Origin of the sequence: Mycolicibacterium frederiksbergense (assembly GCF_012223425.1) — a bacterium.
GTDB classification, from domain to species: Bacteria; Actinomycetota; Actinomycetes; order Mycobacteriales; family Mycobacteriaceae; genus Mycobacterium; species Mycobacterium frederiksbergense.
Map to the genome: position 1 here is coordinate 994,087 of NZ_CP038799.1, position 24,275 is coordinate 1,018,361.

Consider the following 24,275-nt stretch of genomic DNA (forward strand, 5'->3'; position numbering starts at 1 on the left):
CACCGCATGACCCGGGTCGTCCTGGGTTCGGCGTCGGCCGGCAGGCTGCGGGTGCTGCAACAGGCCGGCATCGACCCGCTGGTCGTCGTCTCCGCCGTCGACGAGGACGCTCTGGTGGCCTCGCTGGACCCCGGCACCCCACCCGAGGCGGTGGTGGCCAAGCTGGCCAACGCCAAGGCCGTCAGCGTGGCCGCGCAGCTGCCCGACGAGGTGTCCGCCGACTGCGTCGTGCTGGGTTGCGACTCGCTGCTCTACCGGGAAGGGGCGCTCTGCGGTAAACCGGGATCGCCCGACGCGGCGCGACAACAGTGGCTGACGATGGCGGGTAGCACCGGACAGCTGCTCACCGGGCACGCGTTGCTGCGGATCTTTGCGGGCGTCATCACCCACACGGGCGGTGAGACCGGTTCCACCACCGTGCATTTCGGCACGCCCACCGAGCCCGAGCTGGATGCCTACGTCGCCAGCGGTGAACCGGCCGGCGTCGCCGGTGCCTTCACCCTGGACGGCCTGGGCGGCTGGTTCATCGAGCGGATCGAGGGCGACCCGGCCAACGTCATCGGCCTGAGCCTGCCGCTGGTGCGAGGCCTCGTGGCGGAGATGGGCCTGTCCGTCGCCGCGCTCTGGGCGGCGAACGCTCCCGCCGACTGACGTCAGCGGCGGCCGAGCCGGTTCGCGGCCGCGAGCATCCCGGTGACCGCGACGGTCAGCGGCGCCCCCAGACGGGTGTCGGTGGCCAGTATCCAGCGCACGGTGCGCATCGATTGGGTCAACACCTCGCTGCCCCGCACCCGCATCTCGGCCTCGAACCGACCGATGGCCACCCTGGGCGCCAACCGTCCCGCGGCCGCCTCGCTGAGATACCCCACCAGGCTCTCCGCGTCGCGGATGGCCGCACCGGCTCCCATGCCGGCGGTCGGCGGCGTGGCGTGCACGGCGTCGCCGAGCGCGGTGACCCGACCGGCGGGCCACGGCGCCAGATCGGCGGCCCGGGTGGACGCGGCGTTGAAGCGGAACGCCGCGACGCTGCCGGGGTCGGCGCGGGCGATCACCTCGAGGGGCCGGCCGCCCCACCCGTGGCCGCCGAATCTGGCGATCAGTGCCGCCTGCAGCTCGGCGCCGGACAGCCCGCGCAGGGCGTCGGTGCTCGGCGTCTCGGGGAACATGGCGCCCCAGATGTAGGTCGGGCCCGTTGTGACCGACGCCCGGAGCTCGGTGGCGTCGAGCACCGCGTTGCCGATGGGATCCAGGAAGCCGACATACAGCGCGCTGCCGCGAGGGCCGATGGCCATCCCCGAGCGCAGGCCGAGGCGCCGTTGCTCGCCGGCATCGAGATCGGCGCGCCGGGTGCGGCCTGAGAAACCGATGATGCCGGCCGGTGCGTTGGTGGCGCCGCCGGCCAGCTGCCGGGCGACCACCGAATGGCTGCCGTCGGCGCCGACGAGAAGGTCGCACCGATGGGTCGAGCCGTCGGCGAAGACCGCCACCGGCGACCTGTCCCCGGCATGGGTGACCTGGTCGAGGGAGCACCCCAGCCGCAGATCCGCGCCGACCGCGGACGCGAGCACGGTGCGCAGCGTGATCCGGTCGATGTCCACGCCGTCGTCGGCCCCGAGATCGGGCCCGTGGCCCAGCAGCCGCCCCCGCCGGTCCCACCAGGCATCGGGTCGGCGCAGGCGAAGCGCCGATGCCGAGGCGAGCAGGCGTTCGAAGTCCGCGGGCGCGATCAGATTCCGCAGCGCCGCCTGAGCCCGGCCGTCGAGCGTGATGTGGTAGCCGCCGGTGGCGGCGACATCGACATCGCGCTCGAAGACGGTGACGTCAAAACCCTTGCGCCGCAGCCCAGCTGCCAACGCCAATCCGCCGATGCCGGCACCGATGACCGCTGTGTGCATGCAGACATGTTCGCCGAGGTAGTGGACATATGATGTCCACTATTCGGGATGGGGGTGGTGAGGTGGCGGAAAGCTCGCGGCGAACGCTGTCGCTGCTATCGCTGCTGTCGACGCGGCGGCACTGGCCGCTGCGAGAACTCGCCGAGCGCCTGGGCGTCAGCGAACGCACCGTGCGGCGCGATATCGAAACGCTGCGCCGGCTGGACTACCCGGTCGTCACGGCTCATGGCCCGGCGGGCGGTTATCGGCTCGGCTCCGCCGGCACCCTGCCGCCGCTGACCTTCGATGAGGATCAGGCACTGGCCCTCGCGGTGGCGCTGCAGACCGCACCGAACTCCGTCTTCGGCCTCGAACAGGACGCTGCACGGGCGCTGCACACGCTGAAGACGGCGATGCCGTCCCGGCTGCAGGCGGGCATGGAGTCACTGCAATTCACCAGATTGCGGAACTACTGGGAATTTCCGGCGCCCCCGATCGACACGGACGTGCTCAAGCAGGTGGGCAGCGCCGTCCGCCATCGGCAGCTGCTCATCGCCGACGCACTGCGGGCCGACGGTTCCCGCGCGGGCGCCGGGGATGCCGATTTCGCCCCGGCGCGACGCATCGAGCCGCACCACCTGGTGGTCTGGGCGTCCCGGTGGTACTTGGTCGGCTACCACCCCGACGACCGCCGATGGCGGGTGCACCGCGTCGACCGCCTTCGCCCGCACCCGCCCACCGGTATCCCCTTCACCCCGAGACCGGTACCGGGTGGCGACATCGCGCACTACGTGATGACCAGTTATGACCGCGGGGACTTCCCGGCGTCCTGGGAGTGCACGGGCAGCGCGCGCCTGGACCTGCCGGCCGAGACGGTGGCGCGCTGGGCGCCCGGCGGTTCCCTGGTCGAGCACCTGGACGACGATCGCTGCCGCCTGACACTCGGCGCCTGGTCCTGGGCCGGTATCGCCGGCCTGCTGAGCACGTTCGACTGCGATATCGCCGACGTCCGCCCGCCCGAGTTGGTCGACGCCTGTCATCGGCTCGCCGACCGTATGCGGCAGGCATCAAAGACCTGAGGCGCCGGGCCGATCAGGCGCGCCGAAAGCTCAGCGTCTCCCCGCGCACGCCGCCCATCCACAGATCCTGGCACGCCGCCGCCATCTCCTCGAGGCCGTCGGTGATGGCGCCGAACACGTTGCCCGGTATCCAGCCCTGATCGCCGTTGATCAACAGGTTGTTGCGCCCGTAGAACAACGCGAGGTCGACGATCGCGCCGGTGGTACCGGTGCCGGTGCTGTTCTCGTAGCCGTACGCCGGATTGCCGAGATCATCGGAGTCGAACGAGAACCAGCACAGGTCACCGGGAATCGGCGTGACCGTGGTGTTCTCCTTACCCGGGTCGGCACCGGTGAACGCCGGCAGCAACGTGTAGATCTCGTTGCGGGCGTACTTGCCATGGAAGACCTGCGCGGACAGCGGACCGTCAGCCAACACATCCCACACCGCCGCGCAGGTGCGGGGCGCCTGCTCATCGAGCAGTCGCGCCGTGCACGTCACGCCCCGTTTGTCCAACGAGACGGTGATCAACCTGCTCACAAATCCTCCTGCTGTGCAATCAGTTTCGGTGTATGTCGGTGCCAGTCCGTGGCCGACTGGTAGGCCTGTCCCACCCGCAGGACCAGCGCGTCCGCGTGCCGTGCGCCGATGATCTGCAGGCCCACCGGCAGTCCGGCCCCGGTGAATCCGCACGGCACGCTCAGCGCGGGTTGCTGGGTCATGTTGAACGGGTACGTGTACGGCGTCCAGCTCGTCCAGTCCGGCGACGCCGAACCGTCCGGCACGTCGTGGCCGACCGGGAAGGCTGGCAGCGGAAGCGTGGGGGTCACCAGCACGTCGTAGCGCTCGTGGAACCGCCCCATCAACTGCCCCAACTGCATTCGTACCGCCATTGCGTCCAGGTAGTCCGAGGCCGAGTACGTCGTGCCGCGTGTCGCCGTGCGCAACAGCCCGGGGTCGGCGCGGCCCGCCAGGGCGGCCAGTTCCCCGTGACCTTGCAACACCTTGGCCTCGCCGGAGAACCAGAGCACGTGGAACGCCTCGACGGGATCGGTGAAACCCGGGTCTGCCTCCTCGATGTGGGCGCCGGCCTGTTCGAGCAAGGCCACCGCGGCGCGCACGGCTGCATCGATGTCCGGGTCGTTGCGGACGAAGCCGAGGTTCGGCGAGAACCCGACCCGCAGCCCGGCCATCCCGTCGTCGAGACCGTGCAGGAACGAGCGCGCCGGCGTCGGCATCGCCGACCAGTCGCGTGCGTCGAAGCCCGTCACCACGTCCATCAGTGCCGCGGTATCGCGCACCGTGCGCGTCATCGGCCCGGAATGCGCCAGCGTCCCGAACGGGCTGGCCGGATAGTGCGGGATCAGCCCGAACGTGGGTTTCAGCGCGACGGTGCCGGTGAATCCCGCCGGAATACGCACGGAGCCACCGCCATCGGTGCCCATCGACCAGGACCCCATGCCCAGCCCCACCGCCGACGCGCTGCCCCCGCTGGAGCCGCCCGCGGTCACCGCCGGGTCCCAGGGGTTGCCGGTCGCACCGAAGGTCAGCGAGTCGGTGACGCCCTTCCACGCGTACTCCGGCGAGGTCGTCTTTCCCAGGATCACCGCGCCGGTCTCGCGCAACCTGGCCACACACGGCGAGTCCTCGTCCCATGGTCCGGCCGGATCGATCAGGGCGCTGCCCCGCCGTGTCGGCCACCCGCGGGTGAGGAACACATCCTTGATCGACGTCGGCACCCCGTCTCCCGGACCCAGCGGCGCACCGGCGTGCCAGCGCGCCTCCGATTCCTGTGCCGCGGCCAGCGCACCTTCGGCGTCGACGAGCACGAACGCATTCACCGCACCGTCGTAGGCCTCGATCGCGGCCAGCGCGGCGCGGGTGGCCTCCACCGGGGAAAGCGTCCGATCCCGGTAGCCCGCAACGAGTTCGGTGGCCTCGGGAATCATCAGGGCGTTCCGGCCGGGATGTAGCCCAGCTTCTTGTCGATGACGTTGTGCAGCGGCTCGCCGGCCAGCCACCGTCGGGCGTTGGCCGCGAACTGACCGGCCAGCTCGTCGCGCCAACCGATCACGTCGGCGGACATGTGCGCGGTGATGGTCACGTTGGCAGCGTCCCACAGTGGGTGCTCGGCCGGCAGCGGCTCGGTGTCGAACACGTCGAGCGTCGCACCCCCGATCCTGCCGTGGGCCAGGGCGTCGAGCAGCGCGGCCTCGTCGACCATCGGGCCTCGGGCGATGTTCACCAGATGTGCGTCGGGTTTCATCGCCGCCAGCACCTCAGCGTCGACCAGACCACGGGTGGCCGGGGTCAGCGGGGCGGCCAAAATCAGGTGATCACACCATCCCGCGTGCGCGGAAAGCGTTGCACTGTCGACGATCTCGCCGAAGTCAGGATCTCCGGTTGCGGGCCGGCGGCCCGCGCCGCGCACGGTCAGCCCCACTGCCCGCAGCAGCCTGGCGATCTCGCGGCCGATGCCACCGGTGCCGACCACCAATGCGGTGGCGCCGGTGACCGATCGCGTCTCGCGGTGGCGCCACTGGCGGCGGGCCTGCAGCGCGAAGCTGGTGCGACTGTCCTTCGCGTGCGCGATGACCGCCCCGAGCACGTATTCGGCCAGCGGTCGATTGAACACCCCGCGCGCGTTGGTCACCACGACCCCGGAGTCACGCAGTTCGTCGAACAGCAGTGTGTCCACCCCGGCGGCGGTGATGTGAATCCATTCAAGATCTTTCGCATCGGGCCACGCGTCACGCACGGCGGTCGAGAAGAAGTCCCACAGCAGCAGCGCCTGTGCTCCGCGGACCGCCCCGGAGAGGCCGTCGGCGGTGCAGAAGCGGAAGTCGGCATCGAGGTTCTCCAACCCCGGTGGCCGGTCATCCGCTTTGTCGCACAGCACCGCGATCACCGGTCGTTGTCGAGGCACGGCACCGAGGCTAGGAACCAAAACGTACGATTGTCAACAATCGACTTGCGGAGGTGTCACGCCGGCCTCACACTGTGCAAATGAGCCCGTCGCCACCTCTGCACCAAGCCGGTATCGGCGTTGTGGTGCCCTATGATTTCGCGCTCGACCGCGAACTCTGGCGGTGGCTTCCCGATGACGTCAGCCTGCACTTCACCCGGATGCCCCATGCCCCCATGCCGGCCACCCTGGAGATGGCCGTGCACATCTCCGATCCCGAGACCGCCGCCCAGAGCGTCGTCGACGTCTCGGCGGTATCACCGCTCGTCATGGCCTATGCGTGTACATCGGGCAGCTTCGTCGGCGGTCCATTGGCCGAGCGGGCGCTGGTCGCCGCGATGATGGGCGCGGGCGCCCTGGCGGCGCTGACCACCAGTGGTGCGCTGCTCGAGGCGCTGCGCCACCTGGAGATCACCAGGATCGCCACGGCCACGCCCTATACCGCCGACCTGACCGTGGGGCTGACGGCCTTCCTCGGCGAATCCGGTATCGAGGTCACCGCGGCCTCCGGTCTCGGTCTGATCTCCGACATCTGGACGGTGCCCCACGAGGTCACCATGCAACTGGTCCGCGAGACCGACACCGACGATGCGGACGCGGTGTTCATCAGTTGCACGAACATGCCGACCTACGACGTGATCGCCGCGCTGGAGGCCGAACTCCACAAGCCGGTACTGACCGCGAATCAGGTCACCATGTGGCGTGCGCTGAGTCTGATCGGCCGCAAGGCCGTCGGACCCGGTCAGCAGTTGATGGAGCGCTGAGCGCGCACCCCCTGGGCCAGCAGTTCGGCCAGGTGCACGGCCCGGCGCGGGGTGCCGTGCGCGATCTGGGTGCGGCAACTGAATCCGTCGGCGATGACGACCGTGGTCGGGTCGGCCTTGCGGACCGCGGGTAGCAGCACCCGCTCCCCCACCGTCTGCGATACCTCGTAGTGGCCACGTTCGAACCCGAAATTGCCCGCCAACCCGCAACATCCGGAGTCCGGGATGTCGGCGGCGATGCCCGCGGCGGCCATCAGCGCGCGGTCGGCGTCGAAGCCGAGCACCGCGTGCTGGTGGCAGTGCGTCTGCACCAGTGCCTGCGCGTGCAGGCGCGGCGGCTGCCAGCCCGACGCGACGATGAACTCGGCGAAGGTGTGCATCGCCGCGGCGGCCTGGGCCGCCCGCGGGTCGTCGGCCAGCAGTTCGGGGGCGTCGCGACGAAGCGCCGCGGTGCAGCTGGGTTCCAGCCCGACGATCGGGATACCGGCGTCCAGGTGCGGCGCCAACCGCGACAGCGATCTCTGCAGCTGATTGCGGGCCGTCTTCAGCTGACCGGTGGAGATCCAGGTCAGCCCGCAGCACACCGGGCCGTCGGGCAGCACGACCCGATACCCCGCGTCCTCGAGCACCTCGACGGCGGCCTTCCCGACGTGCGGGGCGAGGTGATCGGTGAAGCTGTCCGGCCACAGCAGCACCGGGCCGCGGGTGCCCTCGCGCTCGGGCCGGCCGGCGAACCAGGACGTGAACGTCTGCTCGGCGAACGCCGGGATATCGCGCTGCGGCGCGATGCCACCCAGCCGTTTCACCAGCGGGCCGCGCGCCAGCCGGTTGGCCAGCTTCGGCGCCTTGGCCGCCACCCGCGACCACAGCGGCAGCCAGCCCATGGACCAGTGCGACAGCGGCCGCGCCCAGGGCCGGCCCGCGTAGTGGTGGTGGGTGAATTCGGCCTTGTAGGTGGCCATGTCGACGTTCACCGGGCAGTCCGACAGGCACCCCTTGCAGGACAGACAGAGATCCAGCGCGTCGCGCACCTCGGTGGAGCGCCAGCCGTCGGTGACCAGGTCGCCGTGCAGCATCTCCCACAGCAGGTGCGCCCGCCCACGGGTGGAGTGCTGCTCCTCGCGGGTGGCCTGGTAGCTCGGGCACATCACCCCGCCGGCGCTCTGGCGGCACTTGCCGATGCCGACGCAGCGCCGTTGTGCCTGCGCGAAGTCGTGGTGGTCGTCGGTATAGGCGAACAGCGTCAACAACTTCCGGTCTTTCGCCGGACCGACGTGGCGGATCCCCGCGTCCAGCGCGGGCGGATCCACGATGACCCCCGGGTTGAGCACCCGTGCCGGATCCCAGATGTCCTTCATGCCGGCCAGTAACGCCAGCCCGTCGGCGCCGTACATCCGGCCCAGCATCTCCGAGCGGGCCCGGCCGTCGCCGTGCTCCCCGGACACCGACCCCCCCAGCGCCACCACCAGATCGGTGGCCTCTTCCACGAATGCCCGGTAGGCGGCCACCCCCTCGCTGCTGAGCAGGTCGAAGTCGATGCGCATGTGCATGCAGCCCTCACCGAAGTGCCCGTAGGAGGCGCCGGACAGCCCGTAGCGGCCCATGATCGCGTCCAGACCGCGCAGGTAGTCGGCGAGGCGCTGCGGCGGAACCGCGGCATCCTCCCAGCCGCCCCAGGCTTCGGCACCGTCGGCGCGCCGGGTCGCCAGCCCGGCCGCATCGGTGCGGCACCGCCACAGCACGGCCTGCGCCGTCGGCTCGGTCACCAGCGACGCGGTCGCCGGTGAGCCCGAATCCTTCAGTGCGGCAAGCATCTCCTCGGCCGCCGCGGTGGCGGACACCAGATCCTCGCCGCCCATCTCGACCAGCACCCAGGCGCGCCCGCCGGGCAGTCCGGCGGCGATCGCCGCGCGGCGCACCTCGCCGGGCAGCCGGTCGACGAGCTGATCGTTGATGGACTCCATCGTCAGCGGGCGGTGTGCCAGCACCGCAGGCACGCATTCGGCCGATGCGATGGAATCGGTGAAACCCAGCACACACAGCACCCGCGCGGCCGGCACCGGTGTCAGCGCCACGGTCGCCCGCAGGGTGGCAGCGAATCCGCCCTCGCTGCCGCACAGCAGCGCGGCGACGTTGTAGCCGTGCTCGGGCAGCAGCTCGTGCAGCGCGTACCCGGAGATCTGGCGGGTGAACCGGCCGAAACCGCGCCGGATCGCCGCCTCGTGTGCGTCGGTGAAACCGGTGAGCTGCCGGTGCAGTTCGCCTTCGCGGCCGGCCCTGGTGATCAGCTCGTGACGGTCGCCGCCCGCGGTCACCGTGACGCGGGTGCCGTCGGCGAGCAGCACGTCCAGGGACCGCACGTTGTCGGCGGTGGTGCCCCAGGCCACCGAGTGCGCGCCGCAGGCGTTGTTGGCGATCATCCCGCCGAGGGTGGCGCGGCCGGCCGAGGACGGGTCGGCGCCGAATGTCAGTCGGTGCGGCCGGGCGGCGGCCAGCAGGCTGGTGAGCACCACGCCGGGTTCGACGACGGCGGTCCCGGCGGCGGCGTCGATGTCCACGATGCGGTTCACATGCCGGGACGCGTCGATGACGACCCCGCCGATGGCGTTGCCGGCCATCGAGGTCCCGCCGCCGCGCAACGTGACCGGCGCACCCGCTGCGGCGGTCAGCAGCACCGCCGCGGCGAGATCGTCGACGTCGGCGGGGACCACCACCAGGTCGGGCACCACCCGGTAATTGGACGCGTCGACGGCGTACAGACCCTTGGCGGTGGCATCGTCACCGACCGTGCCGCGCAGCTCGGAACGCAGCTGTGCGCCCAGCCGCCTGACGTCGTAGGTGGCGGGCGTTAACATTGTTGACAATCTACTATCCCGGCATCGACAAGCCATGGAGGGACCCATGCCGACCGTCGGCCTGCTCTACCCCGGCCACAGCGCCGAAGACGACTTTCCCGCGCTCGAGGACCGGATCGCCGGCGCGGTGCGGTTACCCGTCGTCATCACCTCCGTCGGCGAGGACGCGCACCGCGTCGATGCCCTGCTCGACCTCGGCAGCGACACCCGCCTCGCCGACGGCGCCGCCCAACTGGCCCCGGAACGCCCGGACGCGGTGATGTGGGCCTGCACCTCGGGCAGCTTCGTCTTCGGCGCGCAGGGCGCTGCCGACCAGGTGTCCGCGGTCGCCGCCGCGGCCGGGGTACCGGCGTCCTCGACATCCATCGCGTTCGTCGACGCGCTGCGTTTCCTGGGCCTGCGCCGGGTCGCCGTCGCGGCCTCCTACCCCGACGATGTCGCACAGCACTTCGTGGCGTTCCTGTCCGCGGGCGGGGCCGACGTGGTGTCGATGGGCACCCACGGCATCTACACCGCCGCCGAGGTCGGCACCCTGGAACCGGCGCGGGTCATCGAGATGGTCACCGCCGCCGATCATCCCGATGCCGAGGCGGTGCTGGTCCCCGACACCGCGATGCACACACTTGCGATCATCGAGCGCCTCGAGGACGCCGTCGGCAAGCCCGTGCTGACGGCCAACCAGGTGACGGTGTGGAAGGGATTGCACCTGCTCGGGGAGGTGCCGGCCTTACCGGGCCTGGGCACGCTGTTCGGGGGGCGACGATGACCGGGCACATCGGGCCGCTCATGCAGAAGTCGACGCCCAGCATCATCGCCGACAAGCTGCGCGCGGCCATCGGCTACGGCGAGCTCAAACCCGGCGAGCAACTCGGCGAGGCCGAGCTGGCCCGCCAACTGGGCGTCAGCCGCGGGCCGTTGCGCGAAGGGATGCAGCGCCTCACCCAGGAGGGGCTGCTGGTCGCGATTCGCAATCGCGGGCTGTTCGTCGTGGAGCTGACCCCCGTCGACATCCGCGACATGTACCTGGCCCGCGCCGCCGCCGAACGCGCCGCGGCCCGCAAGATCATCGACGACGGCGATCACCTCGCCGCCGGGGACGTGCTGCTGGCGATCGTCGACCGGATGGGGGACGCCCCCACCCCGGCGGCCGTCAGCGAGGTCGACATCGCCTTCCATGAGGAGCTGGTGAAACTGTCGGGCAGCCCGCGGCTGGCCCGGATGCACCTGACGTTCATCACCGAGACCCGGATGTGCATCCACGCTCTCGACGAGACCTACGCCAAGTCGGACTTTCGCGAGGAGGAGCACCGCACGCTGGCCGCGGCGATCCGCTCCGGGGACCGCGACCTCACCGACAGACTGCTGGTGGCCCACATGGACGACGCGCTGGCCCGGCTGATCGACGACCCGGCCGTCGAGGAAGCCGAGCCCGTCAGCGTCTGAGCCCGGTCAATCCATCTTGATACCGATGTACTTCGTCTCGAGAAACTCGTCGATGCCCACCGAACCGCCCTCGCGGCCGAGTCCGGAGGCCTTGACGCCGCCGAACGGGGCGGCCGGGTTGGACACCACACCCTGGTTCAACCCGACCATGCCGGTCTCCAGCGCCTCGGCGACCCGCAACGCACGGCGCAAATCGTTGGTGAAAACGTAAGACACCAAACCGTATTCGGTGTCGTTGGCGGCCGCGATCGCCTCGGCCTCGGTATCGAACGCGGTGAGCGGCGCGACGGGTCCGAAGATCTCCTGATCGCACATGTCGGCGTCGCGCGGCACTCCGGTCAGCACCGTCGGCGGGTAGAAGTACCCGGGCCCGCCGGGCGCCGCACCACCGGTCAGCACCGATGCCCCGCGCTCGACCGCATCGGCGACCAGGGTCTGCACCTTGCGCAGCGCGGCCTCGTCGATCAGCGGCCCGACGGTCACACCATCCTCGGTGCCGCGGCCCATCGTGAGCCCGGCCATCCGCTCGGCCAGCCGGCGACCGAACTCGTCGATCACCGGCGCCTGCACGTAGATGCGGTTGGCCGCGGTGCATGCCTCCCCCATGTTGCGCATCTTGGCCGCGAGCGCGCCCTCGACCGCCTCGTCCAGGTCGGCGTCGTCGAACACCAGGAGCGGGGCGTTGCCGCCGAGCTCGAGTGACGTGCGCAGGATCTTCTCCGCGCACTGTTCGAGCAGCATCCGGCCGACGTTCGTCGATCCGGTGAACGACAACTTGCGGATCTGCCCCGACCGGACCAGCGGCTCGACCACCGGCCCGGCCTCGGTGGTGGTGATGCAGTTGACCGCCCCGGCGGGCAGGCCGGCCTCGGCGAGGATGTCCATGAGCGCCAGCATCGACAGCGGTGTCTGCGGCGCCGGCTTGATGATGCTGGTGCAGCCCGCCGCGATCGCCGGCCCGAGCTTGCGGGTGCCCATCGCCATCGGGAAGTTCCAGGGCGTGATCAGCAGGCACGGCCCGACCGGTTGGCGGGTGAGAAGAAAGCGGGCCCCACCGGCAGGAGCGGTCTGGTAGCCACCGTCGATACGGACCGCTTCAGCGGCGAAGTGCCGGAAAAACTCTGCGGCGTAAGCAATCTCACCGCGAGCCTCGGCCAGCGGCTTGCCCATCTCCAGTGTCATCAACAGCGCCAGATCGTCGACACGTTCATGCAGCAGCGTGAAGGCACGGGTGAGGATGTCGGCGCGCTCGCGCGGCGCCATCGCCGCGAAGCCGGGTTGAGCGGCGACGGCGGCCGCCAGCGCGGCACGACCGTCGGCCGGTGCGGCGTCGGCGACCGCACACAGTGTCGCCCCCGTCGCCGGGTCGACGACGTCGGCGGTGCGCCCGCCTGCGGCGTCCACCCATTCGCCGCCGATGAACAGCCGCTTTCGGACGGCCGATACCACGCGTGCCTCGTCCACTCCATCACCCCTTCTGGTACCCCGCGGCCGTCCGCTAGATTGTTGACAATCTACCCGTCGACAATCAAGGAGCTGATGTGACCGCGCTTTCTCCCGTCCTCAAGCAAGCTACCGGGGTGCTGGCCGCCCGCGGTGAAGGTGCGGTGCTCTACGACGAGGCCGAGCGCCGCTATCTGGACTTCACCGCGGGAATCGGCGTCACGAGCACCGGGCACTGCCACCCACGTGTCGTCGAGGCCGCACAGCGACAGGTCGGCACGCTGATCCACGCGCAGTACACCACCGTCATGCACCGACCGCTGCTCACCCTCGTCGAGCGCCTCGGCGAGGTGCTGCCCGCGGGACTGGACCGGGTGTTCTTCGCGAACTCCGGCAGCGAAGCCGTCGAGGCAGCGCTGCGACTCGCCCGCCAGAGCACCGGGCGCCCCAACATCATCGCCTTCCACGGCGGCTTCCATGGCCGCACGGTGGCCGCGGCATCGCTGACCACGTCGGGCACCAAATTCCGGTCCGGCTTCTCACCGCTGATGGCCGGTGTCCACATCGCGCCGTTCCCCGACCCCACCCACTTCGGCTGGCCCGCCGAGCAGACCACCGACTTCGCGCTGTCCCAACTGGATTACCTGTTGCAGACGATGTCCTCGCCCGCCGACACCGCGGCGTTCATCGTCGAACCGGTGCTGGGCGAAGGCGGCTATGTGCCGGCGAACGAACGATTCTTTGCCGGGCTACGCCGGCGGGCCGACGAGCACGGCATCCTGCTGATCGTCGACGAGGTGCAGACCGGTTTCGGGCGAACCGGAAAGTTCTGGGGCGGAGACCATTTCGCGGCCCGGCCGGACATCCTGATCTCCGCCAAGGGATTGGCGTCGGGTTTCCCGCTATCGGTGATCGCGGCCCCGGAGGAGCTGATGGGCAAGGCCTGGCCCGGTTCGCAGGGCGGTACCTACGGCGCGAACGCGGTCGCCTGCGCGGCGGCCGTCGCCACGCTGGACGTGATCCGCGACGAGGGCCTGGTCGCCAACGCCGCCGACCGCGGCAGCCAACTCCGCGACGGCCTGCAACTGGTCGCCGACAAGCACGAGGCGATCACCGATGTGCGCGGCCTTGGCCTGATGCTGGGCAACGAATTCCGCGACGCGGCAGGCAAACCCGATCCCGCGACGGCCTCTGCGGCACAACAGGAGGCCGCACGGCGCGGCCTCCTGCTGCTGACCTGCGGAGCCTGGGGTCAGGTGGTGCGGTTCATACCGGCACTGGTGGTCGACGCCGACCAGGTCGACGAAGCGGTCGGTATCTGGGCCGACGCGGTCAGCGCCGTGGTCTAGCGGCTGTCGGCCCCTGCGTACTCCAGCTGCGGTGGCGCCTCGGCCGTTCCGGGGATCTCGGTGCCGTTCATCGGGCAGCGGGTGGTCTCGGGAACTCTGCTGAGCGCGATGGCGCCGACGGCCACCGCGGCCATCATGTAGAAGGCCGGCCACAGGTTGTTGCCGGTCTCACCGACCAGCCACTCGTTGAGCGCCGGCGCGGTGCCACCGAAGATCGACGTCGACACGTTGTAAGCGATCGCGAAGCCCGCAAAGCGCACCTGGGTCGGGAACATCGCCGGGAACATCGCCGAGATCGTCGCCAGCTGAGGCACATACAGCAGGCCGAGCACCGCGAAGCCGATCAGAGCGCCCAGCGGGCCGGTGGACATCAGCATGAACATGGGCACCACCGCGACGAACAGACCGCCCAGCGACACCCACCACAGCGGCTTGCGGCCGACTCGGTCGGACAGATGCCCCGCGAACGGGACGAACACCATCATGGCCAGCATGCCGATGATCGGCACCACCAGGGACATGTCGGTGGACAGCCCGATCGCCTGCTCCAGATAGGTCGGCATGTAGCTCAGCAGCGTGTAGTTCACCACGTTGAGCGCCACGACCAGGCCGCCCAGCTTCAGAATCGGCGCCCAGTAGCGGGTGAGCAGGTCCTTGAACGCCGCCCCGACGCTCTCCTCTTCCTTGCCCTGATCCTCCAGTTCCTTGAACACCGGTGTGTCCTCGAGCTTCATCCTCAGGTAGATCCCGATCAGCCCGAGCGGAGCCGCGAGCAGGAACGGGACCCGCCAACCCCAACTGCTCATCTGCTCATCGCCGAGTACCAGCGAGAATCCGAGCATCATCAGTGCACCCGCGGAAAAGCCGGCCAGCGTGCCGAATTCCAGGAAGCTGCCCATGAAACCGCGGCGCCGGGGCGGCGCGTACTCGGCCATGAACGTCGCCGCTCCGCCATACTCACCGCCGGTGGAAAAGCCCTGGATCATCCGCAGCAGCACCATCAGCACCGGCGCCCAGAACCCGATCGCGTCGTAGGTCGGCACCAGCCCGACGCAGAAGGTGGCGCTGGCCATCAGCACGATGGTGATCGCCAGGATCTGCCGACGCCCGAGCTTGTCGCCGAGCGGGCCCCAGACGAACCCACCCAGCGGGCGCACCAGGAACGACACCGCGAACGTCATCAACGCCAGCAGCGTGGCGCTCTCGGTGTCGCCGGGGAAGATCGCCGCGGAGATGTAGGTGACGCCGTAGGCGTAGAGGCCGTAGTCGAACCACTCGGTGGCATTGCCGATTGCCGACGCCGCGATGGCCTTCTTCAGGACAGCGGGCGACGGCTCGCCCGATTCTGCGCTCGGTGCGGGCACGTGATCGGAGCTGCTCATTCGGGGTCTCCTCGTATCAGGGACGGGAATCGGATGTCTCGCTCCGGCGCAGACCACCGACCTGAGGGCTCGCTCCACGATGCGATAACCCAACTGTCATTTGTAATTTTGTTGACAATCAGACGGTAGTCACGCCGGTGGAGCCCGGCAAGGGCCAGCTGTTAGGTCGCTGTTAATTCCGACGCACCTCTCAGACCCCACGCCATCCATCACACTCGCGTACCCACCCGATCAAGATCGAAACGCGAATGTCGTGACGCATTACCGCGCGCATCGAAACCGCCCCCCTGGGGTAACCCCACGGCATGGCCCTCACCGCCGTGCTCGTCATCGACATGCTCAACGCCTACCGGCACCCCGACGCCGAGAAGTTGACCGACAGCGTCGCCGGCATCGTCGACCCACTGGCCGACCTGATCCGGCGCGGCCGTGCCCGCGATGACGTCGACGTCATCTACGTCAACGACAACTACGGCGACTTCACCGGGGACTGGGACGACATCGTGGGCGCGGCGCTCGACGGCGCCCGGCCCGACCTGGTGGAACCCCTGCTGCCGACGCCGGACTGCCTGCGGCTCACCAAGGTCCGGCACAGCGCCTTCTACTCCACCCAGCTGGACTACCTGCTGCAGCAGCTGAAGCCGGACCGTCTGACGCTCACCGGCCAGGTCACCGAGCAGTGCGTGCTCTATACCGCCCTCGACGCCTACATACGGCACTACGAGGTGGTGGTGCCGCCCGATGCGGTGGCACACATCGACGCGGGCCTCGGGGAGGCGGCCCTGCACATGATGCGCCGCAACATGCGCGCCCAGCTCACCCCCGCGGCGGACTGCCTGCCGGTGTGAGCGATGCGCCATTGATCATGGGTACGCTCATGGGGTGCCGCTTCCTGCCGATCCAGACCCCGCCCTCGTCGCCTATGCGCACCCCGAACGTTTGGTCACCGCGGATTGGCTGTCGGCCAATCTCGGGCGGCCCGGGCTGTCCATCGTGGAGTCCGATGAGGACGTCCTGCTCTACGACACCGGGCACATCCCGGGCGCGGTGAAGATCGACTGGCACACCGACCTCAACGACGCGTGCGTCCGCGACTACATCAACGGTGCGCAGTTCGCGGAACTGATGGACCGCAAGGGCATCTCGCGCGATGACACGGTGGTCATCTACGGCGACAAGAGCAACTGGTGGGCCGCCTACGCGCTGTGGGTGTTCACCCTGTTCGGCCATCCCGATGTCCGCCTGCTCGACGGTGGGCGCGATCTGTGGGTGTCCAACGGCCGCGACACCACCCTGGATGTGCCGAGCAAGCCGAGCAGCGGCTACCCGGTCGTCGAACGCGATGACGCCGCCATCCGGGCGTTCCGCGACGATGTGCTCGGCGTGCTCGGGCAGGAGCCGCTGATCGACGTCCGCTCCCCGCAGGAGTACACCGGCGAGCGCACCCATATGCCCGACTACCCGGAGGAAGGCGCGCTGCGGGGCGGTCACATCCCGACCGCGGTGTCGATCCCGTGGGCCAAGGCCGCCGAGGACAGCGGACGCTTCCGCAACCGTGCCGACCTCGACGCGCTGTACGGACATCTCACCGCCGAGGACAAGACGATCGTCTACTGCCGCATCGGCGAACGGTCCAGCCACACCTGGTTCGTGCTGACCCATCTGCTGGGCCTGCCGAACGTGCGCAACTACGACGGATCCTGGACCGAATGGGGCAACGCCGTGCGGGTACCGGTCGCCGTCGGTGACGAGCCCGGATCGGCGCCCGCCGCCACATGACCATGCCCGAGGCACTCGCCGAGGTCGTCGGGGAGTTCCAGGAGGTCAACGGGCAGGACAAGCTGCAGCTGCTGCTGGAGTTCGCCAATGAGCTTCCGGAGCTGCCGCCGCACCTGGAGGAGGCCGCCATGGAACCGGTCCCCGAGTGCCAATCGCCACTGTTCCTGGACGTCGACGCGACCGACCCCGACCATGTGCGGCTGTTCTTCAGCGCTCCCGCCGAGGCACCGACGACACGAGGTTTCGCGTCGATCCTGGCCGCCGGCCTGGACGGGCAGTCCGCCGCCGACATCCTGGCGGTTCCCGATGATTTCTACGCCGACCTGGGCCTGGCAGCACTGATCAGCCCGCTGCGGCTGCGCGGGATGTCGGCCATGCTGGCCCGGATCAAGCGCCGGCTGCGCGCGCACTGACACCGCCCGCGGCCGGGGGTTTCCGGGCTGTGAGTGCGATCACCGTTGTCGTCGGTGTCAATATTGCCGACCACGGCAATTCCCGCCGATCCGTGCCAGAATGGCCCATAGCCAGCTAACTAGCCAGCGAGCCGTCCGCACCGCCCGCCGGCTGGGATGCCACGGTGTTGGGCGGGGGCCAGCGCACAGGACGATAGGAAAGGGGCCCGGCTCGATGAACCGGCAGGCCAGAGACGTCATTCTCTATGAGCTCAACGAAGTCCCGTGGGATGTCGTCGACATCTACGTCAAGAATCGTCCCGACTCGCACCTCGCCGCGCTGCTGGCCGAGGGTCAGTCGCTGACCACCGTGCACGAGGACCGCGAAGAACTGCAGGGCCTGCAGCCGTGGCGCACCTGGCCGACGCTGCACACCTCCTCCTACGAACACAACTCCTTCGACCTGGGCCAGGATCCCTCGACGTTCCGCGGCGAGCCGATCTGGGACGTGGCCGAGAAGGCCGGCCTGTCCGTCGGGTTGTTCGGCCCGATGCAGAGCTGGCCCGCCCGCCCGTTCAAGCACGGCGGCTTCTATGTGCCCGACACCTTCAGCTCCGACGCCAAGACCTATCCGCCCGCGCTGGAACGCTTCCAGGCGTTCAACCTCGCGATGACCGGTGAGAACGGATTCTCGCCGGATTCCGCACTGAGCCCCAAGGCACTGGCCGGTACTGCGGTGGATCTGGTGCGGCTCGGGCTGACCCCGCGGGTCACCGCCACCCTGGCCACCCATCTGGTCAAGGAGCGAATCGACCCGCGCTACAAGGCTTTCCGATCGGCGATGCAGGCCCCACTGAGCTTCGACCTGTACTGGCGCCAGCACCGAAAGAACAACCCGCGCCTGAGCGTCTTCTTCACCAACCACGTGGCCGGCATGATGCACCGGTTCTGGGGTGACGGTATGCCCGGTTACACCGAGAAGTACGAGTACGACGCCGACGAGGTGTACGGCAGCTTCATCGTCGCCGCCATGGACATCACCGACCGCCAGATCGGCCGCATCCGCAAGTACCTGGCCAAGCATCCGCAGTCGATGCTGGTGCTGTCGGCCAGCATGGGCCAGGGCCCGGTCGAGGTGCCCAAATTCGACGGCGGCCGCTTCGTCCTGGACGACCACACCAAGCTGATCGCCAAGCTGGGCCTCAAGCCCGCCGACGTCGCGCTGGCGATGTACCCGATGCTCTCACTGGTCTTCGGGTCCGAGTCCGATGCCGCCGAGGCCGTCGCACCGCTGGAATCGGTTCTGGTGAACGGCTCCGAACGGCTGTTCGCCCGGCTGCGGGTGGAGGGCAAGACCGTCACCTTCGGCATCGACTACACGGTGCCCGGCGATGACACCACGACCGTGACGCTGCGGGCTGCGGGCGCCGACGCCGGCGTGACCGTCCCGGCGACCGAGTTGGGTCTGAGCGTGCATTCGCGCATCGGTGGCGTGAACACCGGCTACCACATCCCCGAAGGCATCCTGCTGGCCGCCGGCGCGGGTGTGACCGCGGATCCGTCGCGCAAGGAGGTCGACATCCTCGATGTGGCGCCGTCACTGTTGGCCAATGCCCTCGGTGTGGAACCGTCACCGTCGATGAAGGGCATCCCCACCCTGTTCGGCTGAGCACGAACTCGACAACTGTCTACAAGCGGCGGTGCCCCGAAGCGGGGCACCGCCGTTCCAGTCTGAGGATGCAATCGGGGGCATTCCCGCAGCGCAGCTACCGCGCACGTCACACGTACCGACCAGTAACAAACTCGCCTTACCGGAAGGGCAACGGTAACTCGCCCGAAAATCGGGGGTCCGACTCGCCACCCCGGAATTGGACACATAAACTTCGCCCGATACATTCTTAAAGACGTTTCTTAGAGAACATGCCATTCAGGAGGCCCGGTGCCCAGTCACGCCAGCTCGAAGATCTCAAAGGTGCTCGTCGCCAACCGCGGGGAGATCGCCGTCCGTGTGATCCGAGCCGCGAAAGACGCCGGGCTGGCCAGCGTGGCCGTCTACGCCGAGCCGGACGCCGATGCTCCCCACGTGCGGCTCGCCGACGAGGCGTTCGCCCTCGGCGGCCAGACCTCGGCCGAGTCCTATCTCGTGTTCGAAAAGCTGCTCGAGGCCGCCGAGAAGTCCGGCGCCAATGCCATCCATCCCGGCTACGGCTTCCTGAGCGAGAACGCCGAGTTCGCCCAGGCCGTCCTCGACGCCGGGTTGATCTGGATCGGGCCCAGCCCGCAGTCGATCCGCGACCTCGGCGACAAGGTGACTGCGCGCCACATCGCCGCGCGCGCCGACGCTCCCCTGGTCCCGGGCACCTCCGATCCGGTCAAGGACGCCGACGAGATCCTGGCCTTCGCCAAGGAGCACGGCCTGCCGATCGCGATCAAGGCCGCCTTCGGCGGTGGCGGCCGCGGCATGAAGGTCGCCCGCACCATCGAAGAGATCCCGGAACTGTTCGACTCCGCCACCCGTGAGGCCGTCGCCGCATTCGGGCGCGGCGAGTGCTTCGTCGAGCGTTACCTGGACAAGCCGCGCCACGTCGAGGCTCAGGTCATCGCCGACACGCACGGCAACGTGGTCGTCGCGGGTACCCGCGACTGCTCGCTGCAGCGCCGCTTCCAGAAGCTGGTCGAGGAGGCCCCCGCCCCCTTCCTGACCGACGCGCAGCGCAAGGAGATCCACGAGTCCGCCAAGCGCATCTGCAAGGAGGCCGGCTACTACGGTGCCGGCACCGTCGAATACCTGGTCGGCCAGGACGGCCTGATCAGCTTCCTCGAGGTCAACACCCGCCTGCAGGTGGAACACCCGGTCACCGAGGAGACCTCCGGTATCGACCTCGTGCTGCAGCAGTTCAAGATCGCCAACGGCGAGGCCCTGGACATCACCGAGGACCCGACGCCGCGCGGTCACTCCTTCGAGTTCCGCATCAACGGTGAGGACGCCGGCCGCGGCTTCCTGCCCGCCCCCGGCCCGGTCTCCAAGTTCGAGCCCCCCACCGGCCCCGGCGTGCGCATGGACTCGGGCGTCGAGAGCGGTTCGGTCATCGGCGGCCAGTTCGACTCGATGCTGGCCAAGCTGATCGTCACCGGCGCCACCCGCGACGAGGCCCTGGCCCGGAGTCGTCGAGCCCTCGCTGAATTCAATGTCGAAGGGCTCGCGACCGTCATCCCGTTCCATCGTGCCGTGGTCTCCGACCCCGCCTTCATCGGCGACGCCGACGGGTTCACCGTGCACACCCGCTGGATCGAGACCGAATGGGACAACACCGTCGAACCGTTCACCGCCGGTGAGCCCCTCGACGAAGAGGACAACCTGCCCCGGCAGAAGGTGGTCGTCGAGGTCGGCGGACGTCGCCTGGAGGTCTCGCTGCCCGGTGACCTGGCCATTGGTGGCGGGGGCGGCGCCGCAGCCGGCGCCATCCGCAAGAAGCCCAAGGCGCGCAAGCGCGGCGGCAGCGGCGGCGCGGCGGCCTCCGGCGACTCGGTGACCGCACCCATGCAGGGCACCGTCGTGAAGGTGGCCGTCGAAGAGGGCCAGCAGGTTGCCGCCGGTGATCTGGTCGTGGTTCTGGAGGCCATGAAGATGGAGAACCCGGTCACCGCCCACAAGGACGGCACCATCACCGGGCTGTCCGTCGAGGCCGGTGCCGCCATCACCCAGGGCACCGTGATCGCCGAGATCAAGGACTAGAACCCTTTCCCGAATGGCCACTTATTGCACGCTCTATCGAGACCTCCGTGCGATAAGTGGCCGTTCGTCGGGCTGACGCCATGGAACCTGTCGAAATCAACAACGGGCAGTGGTACCTGCGGGGACTGCGCTACGACGATCGCGTCGATGACCGCCCGGCCCTGGCCGACCTCGGCGAAACCGACCTCGATTACATCGACGAGGCCGCCGACGGCTGGGAGTCCGACACCCGCTACACCTGGGCGGTGTGCGAGCCGAGCACCGGTGAACTGCTGGCCGAGGTCACCCTGGACCGCGAGACGGGGTTCATGGCCAGCAGGGCACGGCCGGGCTTCGAGGACGCCGCCGCGATGTCCGAGGACACCGTGCGGCGCTACGCGTCGGCCGCGCTGGGCCTCACGGTGCACACCTGACTCAGGAGCGCTCCGGTCGCTCGTCGATATCGGCGCCGCCGGCCAGGTCACCACATTCGACGGTGACAACGTCGGACCGGGCGCGCAGGAACGGCCCGGCTCCCACATCACCGCTCAGTCCGGTGAGCAATTCCGGCCAGTACCGGCGCGCGATGACGACGGGATGTCCCGGACGGCCGGCATAGACCGCTCTGGCCAGCCCGGACGGTGCCGAGCGGGCCGCCTCCAGCACCCTTGCCACCACATCGGCCCCGACATCGGGGGTATCCACGAGATGCACGACGGCATAGGCCGCATCCGCGGCGCTCAACCCCGACCGCAATGACGCCGACAATCCGTCGGCCCAGTCGGCGGCGTGCACCGCGCGGGCCGGGGCGGGCAGGTCCACCGTGTCCACACCGGCAGCGCCCAACACCACGATCACCTCATCACAGCCACCATGATCCAGCGCCGAAACCGCGCGTCTCAACCAATCACCCTTGACAGCAAGCACTTTCGGCATTCCATAGCGGGTGCCGGCACCGGCGGCCAACAGCACGCCGGCGGCGTGGACGTCAGTCGACATGTCATCAGTGTGAACCCCGGGGGTGCCCGGCCCAGCACCCGGGGGAATGACGTCCGCGTCGACGATGGCGGGCAGCATGCGCCTTGATGAGAGTCCGGTAAGGCGATTGTTCGCGGTGATCATGTGGCGTAGGGTCGTTACCAGGTTGAGTTCACAGCCGGCAGCACGCGTCACCGCACTCTACGGGGCCTGCGAGAGTCCGCACGACACGCCTCAAGCACATGGGGCTGATTCTTCTCACACCCCGGATACGCAGACGCGTCCCAGCACACACAGGTTCATCCGACGTGCACCCGACTGATGGAGTCCGCAAAATGTCTCACCTCACCGACACCGCGCAAGTCGCCGCTACGCAGCACCTCACCCGCGATCGGGCGAGCTACACCACACAGGCGCTACCGCCGTCGACCGTCGTGATCACCGTCGAAGGTGAACTCGACGCGGCCAACACCACACAGTTCAGCGAATACGTCCAACTTCGCCTGCGCAATGCCGACAAATTGGTGCTCGACCTCAGCGGCGTGACATTCTTTGCGGCCGAAGCATTTTCGGCAGTTCACAAAGTGAGTGTCCAAGCCGCCGGACAGAACGTGCAATGGAATCTGCTGACCAGCGCACCCGTCGACCGGATGTTGCAGATCTGCGATCCCGACCACGCGCTCGGCGAACTGCGCCGCGCGGGCTGAGCTACTGCAGCTCGTCCCGCAGGCGCGCCAGCGATTTCGCCAACAGCCGCGACACGTGCATCTGTGAGATGCCGACACGCTCGGCGATCTGCGACTGCGTCATCGACTCGAAGAACCTCAGGATCAGCACCGTGCGCTCGCGCTCGGGCAATGTGGCCAGCAGGGGCCGCAACGCTTCCCGGTTCTCGATCTGATCCAGCGCGTCGTCCGAAGACCCCAGCGTGTCGGCGATCGCCGGCGCCTCGTCGTCACCCGAACCACCGCTGTCGATGGACAGCGTGTTGTACGAGCTACCGGCGATCAGTCCTTCGACCACCTCTTGGCGATCCATCCCGAGCTCGGCAGCGAGTTCGGTAGGGGTCGGCGCGTGACCCAACCGTTGCGACAACTCCGCGGTGGCCGCACCCAACCGCAGGTGCAGTTCCTTGAGCCTGCGGGGCACCTTCACCGACCAACCGTTGTCACGGAAATGCCTGCGCACCTCGCCCATGATCGTCGGCACGGCGTAGGAGGCGAAGTCCGATCCGGCGTCGACGTCGAAGCGGTTGACGGCGTTGACCAATCCGACGCGGGCCACCTGCACCAGGTCGTCGCGGGCTTCGCCGCGGCCCTCGAACCGCCGCGCAATGTGGTCTGCCAGGGGAAGGCAGCGCTGCACTATCCGCTCGCGTTGACGCGCGAATTGTGCTGAGCCATCGGGGAGTTCGCGGAGCTCGCGGAACATCTCGATGACGTCGGCGTATTCCGAACTCACTGCAGCAGGCTCGCTCGTCTCGCGGTGAGCGCAATCCCGAACACGCTGTTCGCCTCGTTGAAGGTGCTGACCTCATCGGTCAGCGATTTGAGGACATGCCAGCTGAAGCTGCCGGGAGCCACAATCGTCTCTTCGTCGACCTCACATGTCGTCGACGCACGAACCACCACCGCGTCCTCGCGCGGTTCGACCCGCACCAGCAACGGCGAGCCGGGCGCCGCCGACCGGATCAACCGGGTCGCGGCCTCGTCGACCGCCAGGCGCAAATCGGAGACGGCATCGAAATCCAGATCCTCGAAGGTCGCGACAGCGGACACCAGAGCCCGCAGCACGGCCAGATTCTCCACGGTGGCAGCCACCCGTAGTTCAACCGATCTGTCTCCGACGACCGCACCGTCGTGCGTGCCCGTACCGTGCACCATCTGACCTCCCGCTGAGTCCGCTCGGAGGTTACCCCACAACTGCTGGTAGCTAACCAACGGTGCTGCACCGCCTCACGGGTGTGTCACCCCGACGTGCGCCGGGTAATCCTGCTGTATGAGCAACAACACGTTGCGCCGGATTCTCATCGCGGTCGCGGTGGTGCTGACGATCATCCTCGTCGCCATCGGCGTGTATGCCGTGGCGTTCCTCATGCTCGGACCGATGATGGCCTGAGTTGCGCACGAGCCTGCCGCCGTCACTACCCTCCAGCAGGGGGTTTCCAAACCTCCCCGGCTGTTTCGTGCCAGGGGTGCGGGGACGTCCCGGCACCCGCCATCGACGATCCTGACCGCCACAGCTGACGTGTTGGGAGCCAACCACACCCGGGCTGGC

The 24,275-nt window shown here is 68.9% G+C and carries 23 protein-coding genes; 13 read left to right on the plus strand and 10 right to left on the minus strand.

The annotated features are described in order from the left end of the window. Positions 1-6 precede the first annotated feature (6 nt). Positions 7-651, plus strand: a complete 645-nt coding sequence (locus EXE63_RS07730) for a Maf family protein (protein WP_168141446.1) — start codon at positions 7-9, stop codon at positions 649-651. 2 nt (positions 652-653) lie between these two features. Here the strand turns inward: EXE63_RS07730 and EXE63_RS07735 are convergent, their stop codons facing one another. Beyond that, positions 654-1,895, minus strand: a complete 1,242-nt coding sequence (locus tag EXE63_RS07735; protein ID WP_168141447.1) for an FAD-dependent oxidoreductase — start codon at positions 1,893-1,895, stop codon at positions 654-656. Between the two features lie 62 nt (positions 1,896-1,957). Between EXE63_RS07735 and EXE63_RS07740 the strand changes: the two genes are divergently transcribed. Beyond that, a complete protein-coding gene (locus EXE63_RS07740; protein ID WP_168141448.1) occupies positions 1,958-2,953 on the plus strand; it encodes a helix-turn-helix transcriptional regulator in 996 nt (331 codons plus the stop codon). Between the two features lie 13 nt (positions 2,954-2,966). Here the strand turns inward: EXE63_RS07740 and EXE63_RS07745 are convergent, their stop codons facing one another. Genes EXE63_RS07745 through EXE63_RS07755 form a run of 3 tightly spaced genes read right to left on the minus strand, consistent with a single transcriptional unit; the run spans position 2,967 to position 5,859 of the window. Continuing rightward, positions 2,967-3,473, minus strand: coding sequence for a DUF3830 family protein (locus EXE63_RS07745; RefSeq protein WP_168141449.1), 507 nt, complete (start codon positions 3,471-3,473; stop codon positions 2,967-2,969). Continuing rightward, positions 3,470-4,882, minus strand: a complete 1,413-nt coding sequence (locus EXE63_RS07750; protein WP_168141450.1) for an amidase — start codon at positions 4,880-4,882, stop codon at positions 3,470-3,472. Before EXE63_RS07750 ends, EXE63_RS07745 begins: the two co-directional genes overlap by 4 nt. Further along, positions 4,882-5,859: a D-2-hydroxyacid dehydrogenase gene (locus EXE63_RS07755; protein WP_234904417.1), complete on the minus strand. Its 978-nt coding sequence runs from the start codon at positions 5,857-5,859 to the stop codon at positions 4,882-4,884. Before EXE63_RS07755 ends, EXE63_RS07750 begins: the two co-directional genes overlap by 1 nt. An 80-nt stretch (positions 5,860-5,939) precedes the next feature. On the opposite strand from EXE63_RS07755, the gene EXE63_RS07760 reads away from it, so the two are divergent. Beyond that, on the plus strand, positions 5,940-6,662 hold the full coding sequence (locus tag EXE63_RS07760; RefSeq protein WP_234904418.1) for a maleate cis-trans isomerase family protein: 723 nt from the start codon (positions 5,940-5,942) through the stop codon (positions 6,660-6,662). Here the strand turns inward: EXE63_RS07760 and EXE63_RS07765 are convergent. Further along, the gene (locus EXE63_RS07765; RefSeq protein WP_168141451.1) at positions 6,641-9,517 is read right to left on the minus strand and encodes an FAD-binding and (Fe-S)-binding domain-containing protein; all 2,877 of its coding nucleotides are present in this window, start codon (positions 9,515-9,517) and stop codon (positions 6,641-6,643) included. The two genes, EXE63_RS07760 and EXE63_RS07765, sit on opposite strands and share 22 nt — an antisense overlap. Positions 9,518-9,551: 34 nt before the next feature. Here EXE63_RS07765 and EXE63_RS07770 point away from each other — a divergent pair, with 34 nt between their 5' ends. Both EXE63_RS07770 and EXE63_RS07775 read left to right on the plus strand, forming a co-directional pair. Then, the gene (locus EXE63_RS07770; protein ID WP_372513183.1) at positions 9,552-10,283 is read left to right on the plus strand and encodes a maleate cis-trans isomerase family protein; all 732 of its coding nucleotides are present in this window, start codon (positions 9,552-9,554) and stop codon (positions 10,281-10,283) included. Beyond that, positions 10,280-10,960 (plus strand): GntR family transcriptional regulator, encoded by a 681-nt coding sequence (locus tag EXE63_RS07775; protein WP_168141453.1) that lies wholly within the window; start codon positions 10,280-10,282, stop codon positions 10,958-10,960. The genes EXE63_RS07770 and EXE63_RS07775 overlap by 4 nt, the downstream gene beginning before the upstream one ends. Positions 10,961-10,966: 6 nt before the next feature. On the opposite strand, the gene EXE63_RS07780 is transcribed toward EXE63_RS07775, so the two are convergent. Continuing rightward, the gene (locus EXE63_RS07780) at positions 10,967-12,424 is read right to left on the minus strand and encodes an NAD-dependent succinate-semialdehyde dehydrogenase (protein ID WP_168141454.1); all 1,458 of its coding nucleotides are present in this window, start codon (positions 12,422-12,424) and stop codon (positions 10,967-10,969) included. 77 nt (positions 12,425-12,501) lie between these two features. Between EXE63_RS07780 and EXE63_RS07785 the strand changes: the two genes are divergently transcribed. Continuing rightward, complete coding sequence (locus EXE63_RS07785; protein WP_168141455.1) at positions 12,502-13,752, plus strand: aspartate aminotransferase family protein; 1,251 nt, start codon at positions 12,502-12,504, stop codon at positions 13,750-13,752. On the opposite strand, the gene EXE63_RS07790 is transcribed toward EXE63_RS07785, so the two are convergent. Further along, positions 13,749-15,134 carry an MFS transporter gene (locus tag EXE63_RS07790; RefSeq protein ID WP_168141456.1) on the minus strand — a complete coding sequence of 462 codons (1,386 nt, stop codon included), beginning with the start codon at positions 15,132-15,134 and terminating at the stop codon, positions 13,749-13,751. The two genes, EXE63_RS07785 and EXE63_RS07790, sit on opposite strands and share 4 nt — an antisense overlap. 305 nt (positions 15,135-15,439) lie before the next feature. On the opposite strand from EXE63_RS07790, the gene EXE63_RS07795 reads away from it, so the two are divergent. From EXE63_RS07795 to EXE63_RS07820, 6 genes are all read left to right on the plus strand, one after another. Then, entirely contained in the window at positions 15,440-15,982 is a 543-nt protein-coding gene (locus EXE63_RS07795; protein ID WP_168141457.1) for a cysteine hydrolase family protein, read from the plus strand. Positions 15,983-16,016: 34 nt separating this feature from the next. Then, positions 16,017-16,913: a sulfurtransferase gene (locus EXE63_RS07800; protein WP_168141458.1), complete on the plus strand. Its 897-nt coding sequence runs from the start codon at positions 16,017-16,019 to the stop codon at positions 16,911-16,913. Then, entirely contained in the window at positions 16,910-17,326 is a 417-nt protein-coding gene (locus tag EXE63_RS07805) for a SufE family protein (RefSeq protein WP_168141459.1), read from the plus strand. Before EXE63_RS07800 ends, EXE63_RS07805 begins: the two co-directional genes overlap by 4 nt. A gap of 214 nt (positions 17,327-17,540) precedes the next feature. Next, positions 17,541-18,974: a hypothetical protein gene (locus EXE63_RS07810; RefSeq protein WP_168141460.1), complete on the plus strand. Its 1,434-nt coding sequence runs from the start codon at positions 17,541-17,543 to the stop codon at positions 18,972-18,974. A gap of 270 nt (positions 18,975-19,244) precedes the next feature. Next, on the plus strand, positions 19,245-21,041 hold the full coding sequence (locus EXE63_RS07815) for an acetyl/propionyl/methylcrotonyl-CoA carboxylase subunit alpha (RefSeq protein ID WP_168141461.1): 1,797 nt from the start codon (positions 19,245-19,247) through the stop codon (positions 21,039-21,041). A gap of 80 nt (positions 21,042-21,121) precedes the next feature. Continuing rightward, on the plus strand, positions 21,122-21,454 hold the full coding sequence (locus EXE63_RS07820; protein WP_057167231.1) for a hypothetical protein: 333 nt from the start codon (positions 21,122-21,124) through the stop codon (positions 21,452-21,454). Between the two features lies 1 nt (position 21,455). Here EXE63_RS07820 and EXE63_RS07825 read toward each other — a convergent pair whose 3' ends face one another. Continuing rightward, positions 21,456-22,019 carry a nucleotidyltransferase family protein gene (locus tag EXE63_RS07825; RefSeq protein ID WP_168141462.1) on the minus strand — a complete coding sequence of 188 codons (564 nt, stop codon included), beginning with the start codon at positions 22,017-22,019 and terminating at the stop codon, positions 21,456-21,458. Between the two features lie 413 nt (positions 22,020-22,432). Between EXE63_RS07825 and EXE63_RS07830 the strand changes: the two genes are divergently transcribed. After that, positions 22,433-22,705 carry an STAS domain-containing protein gene (locus EXE63_RS07830; protein ID WP_168141463.1) on the plus strand — a complete coding sequence of 91 codons (273 nt, stop codon included), beginning with the start codon at positions 22,433-22,435 and terminating at the stop codon, positions 22,703-22,705. Between the two features lies 1 nt (position 22,706). Here EXE63_RS07830 and EXE63_RS07835 read toward each other — a convergent pair whose 3' ends face one another. Together EXE63_RS07835 and EXE63_RS07840 are read right to left on the minus strand one after the other, a co-directional pair. Next, on the minus strand, positions 22,707-23,459 hold the full coding sequence (locus EXE63_RS07835; protein WP_168141464.1) for an RNA polymerase sigma factor SigF: 753 nt from the start codon (positions 23,457-23,459) through the stop codon (positions 22,707-22,709). Continuing rightward, positions 23,456-23,881 carry an ATP-binding protein gene (locus EXE63_RS07840; RefSeq protein ID WP_168141465.1) on the minus strand — a complete coding sequence of 142 codons (426 nt, stop codon included), beginning with the start codon at positions 23,879-23,881 and terminating at the stop codon, positions 23,456-23,458. Before EXE63_RS07840 ends, EXE63_RS07835 begins: the two co-directional genes overlap by 4 nt. Positions 23,882-24,275 lie beyond the last annotated feature (394 nt).

What these genes read in the sequence shown, in the direction of transcription:
- EXE63_RS07820 (WP_057167231.1), top strand. Translation starts at nt 21,122, where the DNA reads ATGGAACCTGTCGAAATCAACAACGGGCAGTGGTACCTGCGGGGACTG.
- EXE63_RS07750 (WP_168141450.1), bottom strand. Translation starts at nt 4,882, where the DNA reads ATGATTCCCGAGGCCACCGAACTCGTTGCGGGCTACCGGGATCGGACG.
- EXE63_RS07730 (WP_168141446.1), top strand. Translation starts at nt 7, where the DNA reads ATGACCCGGGTCGTCCTGGGTTCGGCGTCGGCCGGCAGGCTGCGGGTG.
- EXE63_RS07810 (WP_168141460.1), top strand. Translation starts at nt 17,541, where the DNA reads ATGAACCGGCAGGCCAGAGACGTCATTCTCTATGAGCTCAACGAAGTC.
- EXE63_RS07790 (WP_168141456.1), bottom strand. Translation starts at nt 15,134, where the DNA reads ATGAGCAGCTCCGATCACGTGCCCGCACCGAGCGCAGAATCGGGCGAG.
- EXE63_RS07825 (WP_168141462.1), bottom strand. Translation starts at nt 22,019, where the DNA reads ATGTCGACTGACGTCCACGCCGCCGGCGTGCTGTTGGCCGCCGGTGCC.
- EXE63_RS07765 (WP_168141451.1), bottom strand. Translation starts at nt 9,517, where the DNA reads ATGTTAACGCCCGCCACCTACGACGTCAGGCGGCTGGGCGCACAGCTG.
- EXE63_RS07760 (WP_234904418.1), top strand. Translation starts at nt 5,940, where the DNA reads ATGAGCCCGTCGCCACCTCTGCACCAAGCCGGTATCGGCGTTGTGGTG.
- EXE63_RS07770 (WP_372513183.1), top strand. Translation starts at nt 9,552, where the DNA reads ATGGAGGGACCCATGCCGACCGTCGGCCTGCTCTACCCCGGCCACAGC.
- EXE63_RS07805 (WP_168141459.1), top strand. Translation starts at nt 16,910, where the DNA reads ATGACCATGCCCGAGGCACTCGCCGAGGTCGTCGGGGAGTTCCAGGAG.
- EXE63_RS07775 (WP_168141453.1), top strand. Translation starts at nt 10,280, where the DNA reads ATGACCGGGCACATCGGGCCGCTCATGCAGAAGTCGACGCCCAGCATC.
- EXE63_RS07840 (WP_168141465.1), bottom strand. Translation starts at nt 23,881, where the DNA reads ATGGTGCACGGTACGGGCACGCACGACGGTGCGGTCGTCGGAGACAGA.
- EXE63_RS07795 (WP_168141457.1), top strand. Translation starts at nt 15,440, where the DNA reads ATGGCCCTCACCGCCGTGCTCGTCATCGACATGCTCAACGCCTACCGG.
- EXE63_RS07735 (WP_168141447.1), bottom strand. Translation starts at nt 1,895, where the DNA reads ATGCACACAGCGGTCATCGGTGCCGGCATCGGCGGATTGGCGTTGGCA.